Genomic DNA, 13,659 nt, shown 5'->3' with positions numbered 1-13,659 from the left:
GCGGCTGATGTTCGCCTGCGCCCATCCGGCGATCGAATCGAGCGTGCGTTCGCCGCTCATCCTGCAGACGGTGCTGGGGTTCGACGCCGCGACGATCGCTTCCGCCTTCCTGGTCTCGCCGGCAACGATGGGCCAGCGCCTGGTGCGAGCCAAGTCCCGCATCCGTGAAACCGGTATTCCGTTCCGCGTGCCGGAGCAGGCCGAACTCGGCGAACGGCTGGATGCGGTGCTGGAAGCGATCTACGCCGCCTTCGCCGAAGGCTGGTCCGACCCGGCGGGCACCGAGACGCGAGGGCGCAATCTGGCGACCGAAGGCATTTGGCTCGGCCGGCTGGTGGCTTCGCTGTTGCCGGAGGAGCCGGAGGCGCTGGGCCTCCTGTCGCTGATGCTGTTTGCTGAGTCGCGCCGCGCCGCACGGCGCAGCGCCGCCGGCGACTTCGTGCCGCTGGCGGAACAGGATTGCCTTCTATGGGACCGCGCCCTGATCGATGAGGCGGAGGCGCTGCTTTCCCACGCCGCGGCCAAGGGCATCATCGGCCGCTACCAGCTTGAGGCGGCCGTGCAGTCCGCGCATGCGGCACGACGGCTGACCGGCCGCACCGACTGGGCGGCGATCCGCGAGTTCTACGACGCGTTGCTTTCGATCGCAGGATCGCCGGTGGTGGCGATAAACCGCGCGGTGGCGATCGCCGAGGCCGAGGGCGCAGTGGCGGGATTGGCGGCCCTCTACGTGCTGGGCGACGACAAACGGCTTGATGACTATCAGCCCTATTGGGCCGCACGCGCCGGTCTCCTGGCCAGGCTTGGTCAGGTACTGCAAGCCTGCGAAGCCTATGACCGGGCGATCGGCCTCGAGCGCGACCCGGCGGTGCGCCGCTTCCTGCAGGAAAAGCGGGCAGTGCTCAGAAATTGAGCTTCAGCCCGGCCACATCTCGTGCGAGGTGTTGAGCGTCTTCATCAGCGGATGGTCGCGCAGCCGCGCCCACAGGCGTTCAATGTTCGGCCATGCCGTCCGCGCGCTGTCGATGTCGGGATGCCAGGCCACCAGCATGACCAGATAGATGTCGGCCAGCGACACCCGGTCGCCGACCAGCCAGTCACGGCCTTCAAGCGCGGCATCCAGAACGGCAAAGCCACGGTCCATCTCGGCCACGGCTGCCTGCTTGACCGCCTTGGTGCCTTCGGGATCGGCAGTGTAGCGGTATGCGTAGTAGAAACGCAGCACCGCCGGATAGAGCACCGACGACATGAAGGCCATCCAGCGCAGGAAATCGGCGCGGGCAGGCGCGTCTGCTGCCGGCGCCAAATTGGCATCGGGATGACGCTCGGCAAGCAGGATGCAGATCGCCGCCGATTCCGTCATCGAGCTTCCGTCCGGCAAGGTCAGCACCGGCACCTGGTTCAACGGACTGATGTCGAGGAAGGCGGGGTCGGGCCGGTCGGTCTTCGGCACGTCGATCTGCTCGAACTGTGCATTCGCCAACGCCAGCGCTGCCTCGACGACGAAGCCGCCGCTGCCAGGACGGGTATAAAGCTTGTACATAAAATTCTCCCCCGGCCGCGCAAAGCAGGCCGGGGCGATATGAACCGGAAGCGGTGCCGCGCTCAAGCCGCCGATGGCGGCCACGCGCGTTTTTTCAGCGGGCCAGCTTGGACGCGAAGGAGCGTCGGACTACGATCCCAGCCCCTCGAACAGGATTGTCGACAGATAGCGCTCGGCGAAGGACGGGATGACCACCACAAGATTTTTGCCCTTGTTCTCCGGCCGCGAGCCGACGACGATGGCCGCCTGCAGGGCGGCGCCCGAAGAGATGCCGACCGGCACGCCTTCGAGGCGGGCGACGAGGCGGGCATTGGCCACCGAATCCTCGTTCGACACCTTGACGATCTCGTCATAGATCGTCGTGTCGAGGATCTTGGGCGCAAAACCGGCGCCGATGCCCTGGATCTTGTGCGGGCCGGGCTGGCCGCCCGACAGAACCGGCGAGGAGTCGGGCTCGACGGCGACGACATGCACGGAGGGCTTGCGCTTCTTCAGCACCTGGCCGACGCCGGTGATGGTGCCGCCGGTGCCGATGCCGGCGACGAAGATATCGACCTCGCCATGCGTATCGTTCCAGATTTCCTCGGCCGTCGTCGTGCGGTGGATTTCCGGATTGGCCGGGTTCTCGAACTGCTGCGGGATGATCGCATTGGGGATCGTCGCTGCCAGTTCGTCGGCCTTGGCGATGGCGCCCTTCATACCTTTCGGACCCTCGGTCAGCACCAACTCGGCGCCGAGCAGCGCCAGCATTTTCCGGCGCTCGACCGACATTGTTTCGGGCATCGTCAGGATCAGCTTGTAGCCCTTGGCCGCGGCGGCGAAGGCAAGCGCGATGCCGGTGTTGCCCGACGTCGGTTCGATCAGCGTTGTCTTGCCGGGAGAAATCTTGCCTGATGCCTCAAGCGCCTCGATCATCGCCACGCCAATGCGGTCCTTGACCGAGGCGATCGGATTGAAGAATTCGAGCTTGGCGATGAGATTGGCGACGATGCCCTTTTCCCTGGCGAACTTGTCGAGCCGCACCAGGGGCGTGTCGCCGATCGTATCGGTGATGGAATTGTAGACGCGGCCGCGACCGGGCACACGGGCTGTGACGGGCTTGTTCATTGGTTTCGCTCCCAGAATTTCAGGCGAGTAAGGATTTCAGGCAGTGGAATTGCAGCCGGCAAGATAGGGCCTTCGGTCGCGCAAGATAGACTGTCGGCTGAAAATATCCGAGTGGGCCCTGTGTCTAAAACCGTGCCGTCCCGGAAAAGCATTTCTCGCAAAGGCCCGTTTGCGAAATGCTTTGGCGGAAAGCTCTCTATTGCCGAGCGGCAATCGCTGCAGCAGCACCGACCATGAAGCCGGCCGCCGTGCGGTTCAGCGCCTTGAGCGCGCGGGGCGATTTCAGAAACCAGCGCGCCTTGGCCGCCAGCGCCAGATACGGCACCAGCACCACCAACAGGACGACAACGGTCAGCGCGACGAGGATGCCGTAATCCGCCAGCGTGATGGTTTTCAGGTCGACGATGGTCGGCGTGATCGCGAGATAGAAGATCATCGTCTTCGGATTGCCGAGGGTAACGGTCAGGCCGGCGGCAAAGCTCGACAGCAAGCCGCCCTTGCCTTTTCCGGCCTCGACGGTCTCGGGCGTGATGCCGCTGTTCCAGAAGCGCCAGCCGAGAAAGGCGAGATAGGCGACGCCGAGCCATTTGATGGCCAGGAAAACCATGCCGAAGGATTGTGCGACGAAGGCGAGGCCAAGCACCACGGCGGTCAGATAGGTGATGTCGCCAACCATCAGGCCAAACGACATCGCCAGCGACGAGCGGAAGCCTGAGCCGAGCGCACGGGCGACCAGCGCGGTGATGCCGGGACCAGGAATCGCGGCGGCGATGCCGAGGGCCGCACTATAGGCGAGGAATCCGGTAAGGGTCATGGCACTGGTCTCGGATCAGAGCGTTTTATTGCATGGGACAGGCCAAGATTGAATTCCCTGGGGCCGGATTCCATTGCACCAGATATCGAGGGCTCGCCTTACGAAGCCCCCTCATCCGGCCGCTTCGCGGCCACCTTCTCCCCGAGGGGAGAAGAGACGGGCGCCAGCGTCTGCTGACTCCTCTCCCCTCGGGGAGAGGTCGGATTGTTCCCGAATTGCTCTTCGCAATTCGGTTGGCAATCCGGGTGAGGGGGCCTGCGTTACCTGAGCAGATCAGGACGGACCGTCGCCATGGGTGACACGCCAGATGGTGCCGTTGCCGTCCTCGCTGACGATCAGCGCACCGTCGCTCGCAATCGCCACGCCGACCGGCCGGCCCCAGACCTCACCGTTGGAAACGACGAAGCCGGTGATGAAATCCTCATACGCGCCGGTCGGCTTGCCGTCCTTGAACAGCAACCGCACCACCTTGTAGCCGGTCCTGTTGCCGCGGTTCCATGAACCATGCAGAGCGACGAACGCATCGCCCTTGTATTCAGCTGGAAAGCTCTTCCCCTCGTAGAAGGCGATGGTGAGCGGCGCCGAATGCGCCTGCATCAGCACATCGGGAACGGTCGTTTTGCCGGCAAGATCGGGGCGCTCACCCTTGTGGCGCGGATCCTCATTGTTGCCGATATAGTACCAGGGCCAGCCATAGAAGGCACCCTCCTTGACCACGGTCGCGTATTCGGGTGGCACATTGTCGCCAAGCGCATCGCGTTCGTTGACGACGCACCACAGCGCGCCGGTCGCCGGCTGCACGGTCATACCCGAGCAGTTGCGCAGGCCGGCGGCAAAGATGCGGCCGTTCTTGCCATCGGGATCGAAGGTCAGCACGTCGGCGCGGCCGTCTTCAGAACCCCAGGCTGCACCCAGCGGCTGCGATTTCGCCCAGGCATCGAGTCCGCCTTTCGGCTCCCGGCCCATGTCCTCGGCGACATTCGATCCCGAGCCGACCGAAAGGTAAAGCGTCTTGCCGTCCGGCGAGAAGGCGATATCGCGGGTCCAGTGATGACTGGCGGGGATGTTGCCGACGATGGTTTCCGGGTCGCCGGAGGCCTTCAGTTCGCCATTGCGGTAGGCAAAGCGCACGATGCTGTCGCTGTTGGCGACATAGACCCATTGCGGGTCAGGGCCCGGCGGATAGAAGGCAATGCCATAGGGTCGGTTGAGATTGCCGGCAAAGATGCCGTCCTGCGCCGGCTTCGCACTGCCTTCGGCGAGGCGATAGATGCGGACCTGGTTGGCTTTGCTGTCGGCGACGAACAGGTCGCCATTCGGCGCGACGCGCACGACGCGTGGATTGTCGATGCCCGATGCAACCAGCTCGGCCGAGAACCCCGGCGGCAGTTGCAGCTTCGCGTCTGCCGGCATGTCCGCGATGCCGGCGCTGTTCGAGGTCGACCGGGTGGCATTGGGCTTGGGCAGATCATCCGGTCTGATCAGCCGGCGGGTGCCCGGCTTGTCCGCTCGCCAGTCGCCGAAGGCAGCCGCGCCTTTCAGTACCGGTTCGTCCGCCTGCTGGGCGAATGAAGCGGTCGAGACAAACAGTGCGGCGGAAAGTGCCGGGCCGGCAAAACGCATCATTCGGTCCTCCAGTGTTCGGGCGTGAAAACAGGAACGACCGGTTTCGTCGATCGTTCCACGGCACACGATGAGGTGAAGGAAGCTTGCGGTTTTCCGGTTCAGGTCCCGGCGGCGTAGAAATCGTCGTCGAGGCGTTTTTCCAACTCGACGAGGTCAGCCGGCAGCGGCAGGCCCATGGCGCGCATTTCCTGCAGTTTTTCGCGCAGCTGCTCCTGGATCTCGTGCTGGTCTTCCGGCTGGTTGACCATCTCCTCGAGCAGCAGGCTGATCCGGGCCTTGAATTCTTCGAGCGCCATCGTCGTCTCCTCGGTTGGATCAGCTCAGCGCAGCATGCGTGAAATCAGCTGCGCCGTATAGTCGACCATTGGGACGATGCGCGCGTAATTCAGCCGGGTCGGGCCGATGACGCCGAGCGCGCCGACGACGCGGGCATCCTTGTCGCGATAGGGGGCGACGACCAGCGACGAGCCCGACAGCGAAAACAGCTTGTTTTCCGAGCCGATGAAGATGCGCACACCCGAGCCCTGCTCGGCGAGGTCAAGCAGCTGGATAAGCCCGTCCTGCGTCTCCATGTCCTCGAACAGATGGCGCAGCAGCTCGATGTCGGCCTGGGCGGTGACGTTTTCAAGCAGATTGGCACGCCCGCGCACGATGAGCCGTGCCGGCAGGCCGCTGTCGGCGCCGGCCCACACCGCCAGCCCCTTCTCCACCAGGTCCTGCGACAGCGTGTCGAGCGCGGCCCTGGTTTCTTCCTTGATGCGAGCGATCTCGATCCGCGCCTCGGCCAGCGTGCGGCCGCGTATATGGGCGTTGAGGAAATTCGAGGCCTCGTGCAGTTGCGAGACGGTGATCCCGGCGGGCAGGTCGACGACGCGGTTTTCGACGTCGCCATTCTGCGACACCAGCACCGCCAGCGCCTTCGTCGGCTCAAGCTGGATGAATTCGATGTGCTTCAGCGCCACCTCGTTTTTGGCGGCCAGCACCAGGCCGGCGCCGCGCGACATGCCCGACAGCATCTGGCTGGCCTCGGTCAGCATGTGCTCCAGCGTCGCACCGGAGCCGGACGCCCGCACCTGTGCCTCGATGGCGCGGCGCTCCTCGTCGGAAAGGTCGCCAAGCTCCATGAAGGCATCGACGAAGAAACGCAGGCCGGCCTGCGTCGGCAGCCGGCCGGCCGAAATGTGCGGCGCGTAGATCAGGCCGAGATGCTCGAGGTCGCTCATCACGTTGCGGATGGTCGCCGGCGACAGTGAGGACGGCAGGATACGCGACAGGCTGCGCGATCCCACCGGTTCACCGTCCCTGAGATAGGAATCGACGATGCGCCGGAAGATGTCGCGGGAACGCATGTCGAGCGCCTGGAATACTGGCGACTGAAGCGCGGGCGACTGCGAACTCGGATCGACTGCCTTGGTCATACGGCCAAAAACCTCCGGCCCAAGGATATAGACTTACACTGCACCCGCGCAACCCGGTGTCTGTGTCCGATCGTCAGCCCATTTTCCTTTGCGCCACGCGTCCCATGCGGTTACAAGCCGGCCAAGATTCCGAAAAATGACAAGAAAGCAGCCCTGAATGCGCCCTTCCAAACGCCAATTCGACGAAATGCGTGCCATCTCCTTCGAGCGTGGCGTCTCCAAGCATGCCGAAGGCTCATGCCTGGTGAAGTTCGGCGACACGCATGTCCTGTGCACGGCCAGCCTCGAGGAAAAAGTGCCGGGTTGGATGCGCAACTCCGGCAAGGGCTGGGTGACGGCGGAATACGGCATGCTGCCGCGCTCGACCGGCGAGCGCATGCGCCGTGAGGCTTCGGCCGGCAAGCAGGGCGGCCGCACGCTGGAAATCCAGCGGCTGATCGGCCGCTCCTTGCGCGCCGTGGTCGATTTGCAGGCGCTGGGCGAACAGCAGATCACCGTCGACTGCGACGTCATCCAGGCCGATGGCGGCACCCGCACCGCATCGATCACCGGCGGCTGGGTGGCGCTGTATGACTGCCTGCGCTGGATGGAAGCGCGCCAGATGGCCAGCGTCGCCAAGGTGCTGAAGGACCATGTCGCGGCGATCTCCTGCGGCATCCATGACGGCCAGCCGGTCATCGACCTCGACTATATCGAGGATTCCGCGGCCGGCACCGACGCCAATTTCGTCATGACAGGCAAGGGTGGCATCGTCGAGATCCAGGGCACCGCCGAGGGCGAGCCTTTCTCCGAGGAGCAGTTCGCGGACCTGATGGGCCTGGCCAAGAAAGGCATCCAGCGCCTGGTGAGTTTGCAGCAGATGGCAGTGGCTTAGTTTTTAGATGTCGAGCCTGAGCGCCCCCCTCTGGCCTGCCGGCCATCTCCCCCTCAAGTGGGGAGATCGGATGTCATCTAGGGCTTCGCCAATCTCCGGCGTTGTAGGGCGCGCGACAATGCAGAAGCTGCCAATCTCCCCACCTGAGGGGGAGATGGCCGGCAGGCCAGAGGGGGGCGCCTCGTGACACCCTCCACGATCCTGGAATCGGCCCTCTACGTCACAGACCTGCCCGCCGCCGAAACCTTCTACACCGACATCCTCGGCCTCAATCTCCTCGGCAAGGTCGACGGCCGCCACCTCTTCTTCCGCTGCGGCCCCGGCGTGCTGCTCGTCTTCAACGCCGAGGCAACCAAAATCCCGCCGGCGCCCGACGCGAGGCTGCCGGTGCCACCGCACGGCGCGGTCGGCCAAGGTCATCTCTGCTTTACGGCGACCGACGATGAAATCGCCGGCTGGAAAGCCCATCTGGAGGCAAAGAAGATCGCCATCGAGAGCGAATTCGAGTGGCCGCAGGGCGGCCGTTCGATCTATATACGCGACCCCTCGGGCAACTCGATCGAATTTGCCGAGCCAAGAATCTGGGGCCTTTGATGCATTCTCTCGATGGCAAGAAGATCGTCGTCGCCACCCATAATGAGGGCAAGCTGCGCGAATTCGCCGACCTGATGGGACCGTTCGGCTTCGAAGCGAAGTCGGCCAGGGAGTATGGCCTGCCGGAGCCGGACGAGACCGGCACCACCTTCGAGGAGAACGCCTACATCAAGGCGCTCGCCGCCGCCAAGGCGACCGGCCTGCCGGCGTTGTCGGACGATTCCGGCCTGTGCGTCGACGCGCTTGACGGCGCGCCCGGCGTCTACACCGCCAACTGGGCCGAAACCCCGGACGGTTCGCGTGACTTCGGCATGGCCATGCAACGCACCGAAGTGGCGCTGCAGGAGGTCGGCGCCGCCTTGCCGGAGCAGCGCAAGGGACGCTTTGTCGCCGTCATCTGCCTGGCGTTTCCCGACGGCGAGGCCGAATATTATCGCGGCGAGGCCGAGGGCACGCTGGTCTGGCCACCGCGCGGCGAGCTCGGCTTCGGCTATGATCCTGTGTTCCTGCCCGAGGGCTTCGAAAAAACCTTCGGCGAAATGAGCGCCGAGGAAAAGCATGGCTGGAAGCCCGGCCAGGCCACGGCGCTGTCGCACCGCGCCCGTGCCTTCCAGAAATTCGCCAAAGCGAGATTGGGCTCGGCATGAGCATGCTGCTCGACCGGACGCCCGGCTTCGGCGTCTATGTCCACTGGCCGTTCTGCGCGGCCAAATGCCCCTATTGCGACTTCAACAGCCATGTTCGCCACCAGCCGGTCGACCAGGAGCGCTTTGCCGCCGCCTTCGAGGCCGAACTGGCGACGATGCGCGAGCGCACCGGGCCGCGCGAGGTGACCAGCGTTTTTCTAGGCGGCGGCACGCCCTCGCTGATGAAGCCGGAAACCGTGGCCAGGGTTCTGGACGCCGTGGCGAAGAACTGGACTGTGCCTGCCGGCATCGAGGTGACGCTGGAGGCCAATCCGTCCTCGGTCGAGGCCGAGCGCTTTCGCGGCTATCGGGCGGCTGGGGTCAATCGCGTGTCGCTCGGCGTGCAGGCGCTGAACGACAAGGATTTGCGCTTCCTCGGCCGGCTGCACAATGTCGAAGAGGCCCTGCACGCCATCGGCCTCGCGCGGGAAATATTCCCAAGGCTGTCCTTCGACCTGATCTACGCCCGCCCCGGCCAGACGCCGGAGGCTTGGGCATCGGAGCTGGAACAGGCGATCGGCCATGCCGCCGACCATCTGTCGCTCTACCAGCTGACCATCGAGGAAGGCACGCCCTTTCACGCGCTGCATGCGGCAAAGAAATTCATCATTCCCGACAACGACCATGCCGCCGACCTCTATGCACTGACGCAGGAGATCACCAAGGCGCACGGCCTGCCGGCCTACGAGATTTCCAACCACGCCAGGCCTGGCGCCGAGAGCCGGCACAACCTGACCTACTGGCGCTATGGCGAATATGTCGGCGTCGGGCCGGGCGCGCATGGCCGCTTCGTCGAGAACGGCCGGCGCACGGTGACAATCGCCGAGCGGATGCCGGAAACCTGGGCCAATCTGGTCGAGGCCAAGGGCCATGGCGTCACCGGCGGCGAGATCCTGACGCGCTCGGAAGAGGCCGACGAATTCCTGCTGATGGGCCTGCGGCTGGCCGAAGGCATCGACCTCTCCCGCTACGAGGCGTTCTCCGGGCGCGGCCTGTCGAGCGCGCGGTTGTCGATGCTGCAGGGCGAAGGGCTGGTGGCGCCGATCGGCAATGCGCGCCTGCGCGCCACGGCCGCCGGCATGATCGTGCTCGACGCGGTGGTCGCCGATCTGGCGCGCTAACCCTTGAAGAACGTCCTTTTCGTCTGCAGCCAGAACCGCTTGCGCAGCCCGACCGCCGAACAGGTGTTTTCAACGCGCCGCGATATCGAGGTGGCCTCGGCCGGAACCAACCACGATGCCGACACGCCGCTGACGCATGAGCTGGTCGCTTGGGCCGACATCATCTTCGTCATGGAAAAGGCGCACCGCACCAAGCTGCAGAAGAAATTCAGGGCCAGCCTGAAGAAGGCGCGTGTGATCTGCCTCGACATACCTGACGATTATGAATTCATGGATCTGGAGTTGATTGGCCTTCTGAAGGCACGCGTTTCACGGTATCTCGGTTAAGACGCAATCCGCGAAGGCCACCCGCATGAACCTGACCGTATCCTCCTGGCAATTCTGGGCGCTGCTCTCGGCTGCATTCGCTGCCCTGACGGCGATCTTCGCCAAGGTCGGCATCGAGAACATCAATTCCGATTTCGCCACCTTCATCCGCACGATCATCATCCTGATCGTGCTCGGTGCCATCCTGCTCGCCAGCGGCCAGTTCCAGTCGCCGGCTACGATCTCGGGAAAGACCTGGGCTTTCCTCGCCCTGTCCGGTCTGGCGACCGGCGCTTCATGGCTCTGCTATTTTCGCGCCCTGAAGATCGGCAATGCGGCGCAGGTGGCGCCGATCGACAAGCTAAGCGTCGTGCTTGTGGCGGTGTTTGGCGCGGCCTTTCTCGGCGAGCGGTTGTCCGGAGCGAACTGGCTTGGCGTCGCCCTTATCGCGGCGGGTGCTGTGCTGGTCGCCTATCGAGGGTAGTTGCGCGCCATGGCGTGCGTTCTTCGTTTCAAGACGGGTGATGAAGATATCGAAGCGATTGGGCATCGTCCGGTCAGTGCTCCGTCGTGCTGTCGGGTTTGTTGTCGGAAAGGCTGACGTTCGTCGGCAAGGTGCTGGCGACGCGCTCTTCGGTCAGGCTGTGCTCGGTCTTGGCAGACGGGCGCTTGTCCCTGGGGGTGGCAACGCGGTTGCGGCCGGCATAGTAGGGCTCGAAAGCGTCTTGTATCTTGAGGCTGTCCATCCTGTCCTCCTCCGGAATCAGGGGGCTAATCTGCCAACGCCGGTTTGGTTCCCCACTGTGGCAAAGGAAAGGCGAATTCCTTACATCGGCGTCAGCTTTTGCAAGCCCGCGTCAGCCGTGCCAAACAGGGTCGAACGGAGACTTGATCAGTGACCGCAGAGACGGGCAAGCGCAGCTATGTGGTCGGGCAGACCGAGATCGCGGCCCGGCCGCTGGAGCCGGCGCTCTATCTGGTGGCGACGCCGATCGGCAATCTCGCCGACATCACGCTGCGCGCGCTGGAGACGCTGGCCGCCGCCGACATCGTCGCTTGCGAAGATACACGGGTGTCGCGCGTGCTGCTCGACCGTTATGGCATCCGCCGCCGCACCACAGCCTATCATGAGCATAATGCCGGCGAGGCCGGGCCGAAGCTGATCGCGGCGCTGCAGGCCGGACAGAGCGTGGCGCTGATCTCCGATGCCGGCACGCCGCTGGTGTCCGATCCCGGCTACCGGCTGGTCGGCGAGGCGCTCGACCACGGCATTCGCGTCGTGCCTATCCCCGGCCCATCGGCGCCGCTCGCGGCGTTGACCGCATCCGGCCTGCCCTCCGATGCCTTCATGTTCGCCGGATTTTTACCGGTGAAGACCGGGCAGCGGCTGACGCGGCTGGAGGCACTGAAAGCCGTGCCGGCGACATTGATTTTCTTCGAATCGCCGCGCCGGCTGGCCGAATCCCTCGGTGCCATGGTCGAAGCGCTGGGCGGCGAGCGCAAGGCCGCGATCGGCAGGGAATTGACCAAGACCTTCGAGGAGATGCGAACCGGCACGCTGCAGGCGCTGGCCGACCACTATGCCGCGGCCGATACGCCGAAGGGCGAGATCGTCGTCTGCGTCGCTCCGGCCGAGGCCAGGGTCGACGAACCCGCCGACATCGACCGTTTGCTTCTGTCGCTTGCCGCCGAGATGCCGGCCTCCAAGGCGGCGGCGGAAGCCGCGAAGATGACCGGCGGCCAGAAACAGGCGCTCTATCGGCGATTGCTGGAGCTCAAGGATGCTTCGGGAGAAAGCGACGGTGGCTGAACGCCCGAGCGCCAGCCGCCAAAAAGCCTATCGGCGCGGCCATCGCAGCGAATGGCTGGCGGCGGCAGCGCTGATGCTGAAGGGCTACCGGATCCTGGCGCGCCGCCACCGCACGCGCTTCGGCGAGATCGACCTGATCGCGCGGCGCGGCGACCTGGTGCTGTTCGTCGAGGTCAAGGCGCGCCGGTCGCTGATGGAAGCCATGGAGGCGATCGGCCACGAATCGGAACGTCGAATAGAAGGCGCGGCCGACATCTGGCTGTCGCGCCAAGCGGACTACGGCAGGCTGTCGATGCGCTTCGACATGGTCGCCGTGCTGCCCTGGCGCTGGCCGGTGCATGTCGAGAACGCGTTTTATGGGAAGAGTTAGAGGGGGCAGCCCTCCTTCATTCGTCATCCACGGGCGGAGCCCGTGGGACGAAGCGTGAGGGCCGCTACGCGGAACACTCCTCACCCCCAGATCATCAACGCCACCAACCCGACACCGCCCACCACCAGCCGCCACCAGCCGAACAGCGAGTAACCCTTGCGCGAGACGTAATCGAGCAGGAAGCGCACGACGATGAGCGCCGTGACAAAGGCGGCGACGAAGCCGACGGCGATGATCGGCAGGTCGGCGCTGCTCAGCACGTTGCGGTTCTTGAACAGGTCGAAGGCGAAGGCGCCGACCATGGTCGGGATTGCAAGGAAGAAGGAAAATTCAGCGGCCGCGCGCTTGTCGACGCCCAAAAGCAGGGCGCCGACGATGGTCGAGCCCGAACGCGATGTGCCGGGAATGAGCGACAGGCACTGGAAAAGCCCGATCTGCAGGTAAAGCCGGGTCGGGAAGCGCTCGACGTCGCGATAAACCGGCTTGAGGTTCATGCGGTCGACCACCAGCAGCACGACGCCGCCGATAATCAGCATGATGCAGATCAGCCTCGGCGATTCGAACAGCACCGTCTTTATGAAATCATGCGCCAGCGCGCCGATGAATGCCGCCGGCAGGAAGGCGATGAGGATGCCGATGACGAAATGCCTGGTCAGTCGGTCGTGCGGCAGTTCGAGCAGCATTTTCCAGAGGCGGCGGAAATAAACGCTGAGGATCGCCAGGATGGCGCCGAGCTGGATCAGGATCTCGAAGGCCTTGCCGGTCGAGTGGAAGCCGAGGAAATGGCCAGCGAGCAGGATATGGCCGGTCGAGGACACCGGTATGAACTCGGTCAGCCCCTCCAGCAGGCCGAGCAGCAGGGCTTCGACGATGGTCTGGCTTTCCATGGCTACCTCGGCATTGGCATGACGGCTGACAGAAGGGCTTGCTTGTCATGGCGTTGAAGTCCCCCTATAGGTCGCAACACCCTGACGGCCCGCTAACCGGGCGGCCAAGACTTACCGGTGCGCCCTGCGATTCGCCAGTGCGCTTTATCATCGCGGAACCATGCTGACGCTTTTCCACCATCCCATGTTCGCCACCTGTCGCTTCGTCCGCCTCGCATTCGGCGAGTATGGCGAGGAGCTGGCTTTGATCGAGGAAAAGCCGTGGACCCGGCGCAAGGAGTTCCTGGCGCTGAACCCGGCCGGCACGCTGCCGATCCTGCTGGCCGAAGGCGACGTGCCGATCGTCGGCGCGACGGTCATATCGGAATATCTCGATGAAACGCGCGGCGTGCTGAAGCGCGACAAGCGGCTGTTCGCCGAGGACCCGATGCAGCGCGCCGAAATCCGCCGGCTCATCGACTGGTATCTCAACAAGGCTGAAAGCGAAGTCACCCGCCATCTGG

18 protein-coding genes are annotated in these 13,659 nt (G+C 64.5%); 10 read left to right on the top strand and 8 right to left on the bottom strand.

Features of this window, described 5'->3' with window-relative positions; translation table 11 throughout:
- A partial coding sequence (locus EOA22_RS09500) for a DUF6596 domain-containing protein (protein ID WP_127389943.1) occupies nucleotides 1-913 on the top strand: 913 nt, incomplete at its 5' end.
- 3 nt (nucleotides 914-916) lie between these two features.
- On the opposite strand, the gene EOA22_RS09495 is transcribed toward EOA22_RS09500, so the two are convergent.
- From EOA22_RS09495 to hrcA, 6 genes are all read right to left on the bottom strand, one after another.
- Nucleotides 917-1,543 carry a glutathione S-transferase family protein gene (locus EOA22_RS09495; protein ID WP_063170412.1) on the bottom strand — a complete coding sequence of 209 codons (627 nt, stop codon included), beginning with the start codon at nucleotides 1,541-1,543 and terminating at the stop codon, nucleotides 917-919.
- Nucleotides 1,544-1,672: 129 nt separating this feature from the next.
- Nucleotides 1,673-2,650 carry a cysteine synthase A gene (cysK, locus tag EOA22_RS09490; protein WP_027161213.1) on the bottom strand — a complete coding sequence of 326 codons (978 nt, stop codon included), beginning with the start codon at nucleotides 2,648-2,650 and terminating at the stop codon, nucleotides 1,673-1,675.
- 196 nt (nucleotides 2,651-2,846) lie between these two features.
- The gene (locus EOA22_RS09485) at nucleotides 2,847-3,464 is read right to left on the bottom strand and encodes a LysE family translocator (RefSeq protein ID WP_013528636.1); all 618 of its coding nucleotides are present in this window, start codon (nucleotides 3,462-3,464) and stop codon (nucleotides 2,847-2,849) included.
- A gap of 273 nt (nucleotides 3,465-3,737) precedes the next feature.
- A complete protein-coding gene (locus EOA22_RS09480) occupies nucleotides 3,738-5,090 on the bottom strand; it encodes a sorbosone dehydrogenase family protein (RefSeq protein ID WP_082826610.1) in 1,353 nt (450 codons plus the stop codon).
- Nucleotides 5,091-5,188: 98 nt separating this feature from the next.
- Nucleotides 5,189-5,386 (bottom strand): hypothetical protein, encoded by a 198-nt coding sequence (locus tag EOA22_RS09475; protein ID WP_023814156.1) that lies wholly within the window; start codon nucleotides 5,384-5,386, stop codon nucleotides 5,189-5,191.
- A 24-nt stretch (nucleotides 5,387-5,410) separates the two neighbouring features.
- Nucleotides 5,411-6,508 (bottom strand): heat-inducible transcriptional repressor HrcA, encoded by a 1,098-nt coding sequence (hrcA, locus tag EOA22_RS09470; RefSeq protein ID WP_027161211.1) that lies wholly within the window; start codon nucleotides 6,506-6,508, stop codon nucleotides 5,411-5,413.
- Between the two features lie 157 nt (nucleotides 6,509-6,665).
- Here hrcA and rph point away from each other — a divergent pair, with 157 nt between their 5' ends.
- The 6 genes from rph to EOA22_RS09435 all read left to right on the top strand — a co-directional run bounded on the left by rph (nucleotide 6,666) and on the right by EOA22_RS09435 (nucleotide 10,573).
- Nucleotides 6,666-7,382, top strand: a complete 717-nt coding sequence (rph, locus tag EOA22_RS09465) for a ribonuclease PH (protein ID WP_013528632.1) — start codon at nucleotides 6,666-6,668, stop codon at nucleotides 7,380-7,382.
- Between the two features lie 183 nt (nucleotides 7,383-7,565).
- Nucleotides 7,566-7,976 (top strand): VOC family protein, encoded by a 411-nt coding sequence (locus EOA22_RS09455; protein ID WP_063169655.1) that lies wholly within the window; start codon nucleotides 7,566-7,568, stop codon nucleotides 7,974-7,976.
- Nucleotides 7,976-8,623: an RdgB/HAM1 family non-canonical purine NTP pyrophosphatase gene (gene rdgB / locus EOA22_RS09450; RefSeq protein WP_063169656.1), complete on the top strand. Its 648-nt coding sequence runs from the start codon at nucleotides 7,976-7,978 to the stop codon at nucleotides 8,621-8,623. Before EOA22_RS09455 ends, rdgB begins: the two co-directional genes overlap by 1 nt.
- On the top strand, nucleotides 8,620-9,783 hold the full coding sequence (hemW, locus tag EOA22_RS09445; RefSeq protein WP_063169657.1) for a radical SAM family heme chaperone HemW: 1,164 nt from the start codon (nucleotides 8,620-8,622) through the stop codon (nucleotides 9,781-9,783). Before rdgB ends, hemW begins: the two co-directional genes overlap by 4 nt.
- Nucleotides 9,784-9,786: 3 nt before the next feature.
- Nucleotides 9,787-10,110: a low molecular weight protein tyrosine phosphatase family protein gene (locus EOA22_RS09440; protein WP_013528628.1), complete on the top strand. Its 324-nt coding sequence runs from the start codon at nucleotides 9,787-9,789 to the stop codon at nucleotides 10,108-10,110.
- Between the two features lie 25 nt (nucleotides 10,111-10,135).
- Nucleotides 10,136-10,573 (top strand): EamA family transporter, encoded by a 438-nt coding sequence (locus tag EOA22_RS09435; protein ID WP_013528627.1) that lies wholly within the window; start codon nucleotides 10,136-10,138, stop codon nucleotides 10,571-10,573.
- Nucleotides 10,574-10,646: 73 nt separating this feature from the next.
- Here the strand turns inward: EOA22_RS09435 and EOA22_RS09430 are convergent, their stop codons facing one another.
- Nucleotides 10,647-10,835 (bottom strand): hypothetical protein, encoded by a 189-nt coding sequence (locus EOA22_RS09430; RefSeq protein ID WP_013528626.1) that lies wholly within the window; start codon nucleotides 10,833-10,835, stop codon nucleotides 10,647-10,649.
- Nucleotides 10,836-10,984: 149 nt separating this feature from the next.
- On the opposite strand from EOA22_RS09430, the gene rsmI reads away from it, so the two are divergent.
- Nucleotides 10,985-11,899 carry a 16S rRNA (cytidine(1402)-2'-O)-methyltransferase gene (gene rsmI / locus EOA22_RS09425; protein WP_063169658.1) on the top strand — a complete coding sequence of 305 codons (915 nt, stop codon included), beginning with the start codon at nucleotides 10,985-10,987 and terminating at the stop codon, nucleotides 11,897-11,899.
- Nucleotides 11,892-12,269 carry a YraN family protein gene (locus EOA22_RS09420; protein ID WP_063169659.1) on the top strand — a complete coding sequence of 126 codons (378 nt, stop codon included), beginning with the start codon at nucleotides 11,892-11,894 and terminating at the stop codon, nucleotides 12,267-12,269. Before rsmI ends, EOA22_RS09420 begins: the two co-directional genes overlap by 8 nt.
- Nucleotides 12,270-12,349: 80 nt before the next feature.
- Here EOA22_RS09420 and EOA22_RS09415 read toward each other — a convergent pair whose 3' ends face one another.
- Nucleotides 12,350-13,156 carry an undecaprenyl-diphosphate phosphatase gene (locus EOA22_RS09415; protein WP_013528623.1) on the bottom strand — a complete coding sequence of 269 codons (807 nt, stop codon included), beginning with the start codon at nucleotides 13,154-13,156 and terminating at the stop codon, nucleotides 12,350-12,352.
- 160 nt (nucleotides 13,157-13,316) lie between these two features.
- Between EOA22_RS09415 and EOA22_RS09410 the strand changes: the two genes are divergently transcribed.
- Nucleotides 13,317-13,659 (top strand): glutathione S-transferase family protein (locus EOA22_RS09410; protein ID WP_164755345.1); only part of this gene is annotated, 343 nt, incomplete at its 3' end.

The organism is Mesorhizobium sp. M7A.F.Ca.US.014.04.1.1 (assembly GCF_003998745.1).
Lineage (GTDB): Bacteria > Pseudomonadota > Alphaproteobacteria > Rhizobiales > Rhizobiaceae > Mesorhizobium > Mesorhizobium ciceri.
This window is presented reverse-complemented; position numbering and strand designations above follow the sequence as displayed.

Bases quoted from the DNA above. Each gene is read 5' to 3' on its own strand.
- EOA22_RS09495 (WP_063170412.1), bottom strand. From the start codon at position 1,543: ATGTACAAGCTTTATACCCGTCCTGGCAGCGGCGGCTTCGTCGTCGAG.
- cysK (WP_027161213.1), bottom strand. From the start codon at position 2,650: ATGAACAAGCCCGTCACAGCCCGTGTGCCCGGTCGCGGCCGCGTCTAC.
- EOA22_RS09485 (WP_013528636.1), bottom strand. From the start codon at position 3,464: ATGACCCTTACCGGATTCCTCGCCTATAGTGCGGCCCTCGGCATCGCC.
- EOA22_RS09480 (WP_082826610.1), bottom strand. From the start codon at position 5,090: ATGATGCGTTTTGCCGGCCCGGCACTTTCCGCCGCACTGTTTGTCTCG.
- EOA22_RS09475 (WP_023814156.1), bottom strand. From the start codon at position 5,386: ATGGCGCTCGAAGAATTCAAGGCCCGGATCAGCCTGCTGCTCGAGGAG.
- hrcA (WP_027161211.1), bottom strand. From the start codon at position 6,508: ATGACCAAGGCAGTCGATCCGAGTTCGCAGTCGCCCGCGCTTCAGTCG.
- rph (WP_013528632.1), top strand. From the start codon at position 6,666: ATGCGCCCTTCCAAACGCCAATTCGACGAAATGCGTGCCATCTCCTTC.
- rdgB (WP_063169656.1), top strand. From the start codon at position 7,976: ATGCATTCTCTCGATGGCAAGAAGATCGTCGTCGCCACCCATAATGAG.
- hemW (WP_063169657.1), top strand. From the start codon at position 8,620: ATGAGCATGCTGCTCGACCGGACGCCCGGCTTCGGCGTCTATGTCCAC.
- EOA22_RS09435 (WP_013528627.1), top strand. From the start codon at position 10,136: ATGAACCTGACCGTATCCTCCTGGCAATTCTGGGCGCTGCTCTCGGCT.
- EOA22_RS09430 (WP_013528626.1), bottom strand. From the start codon at position 10,835: ATGGACAGCCTCAAGATACAAGACGCTTTCGAGCCCTACTATGCCGGC.
- EOA22_RS09415 (WP_013528623.1), bottom strand. From the start codon at position 13,156: ATGGAAAGCCAGACCATCGTCGAAGCCCTGCTGCTCGGCCTGCTGGAG.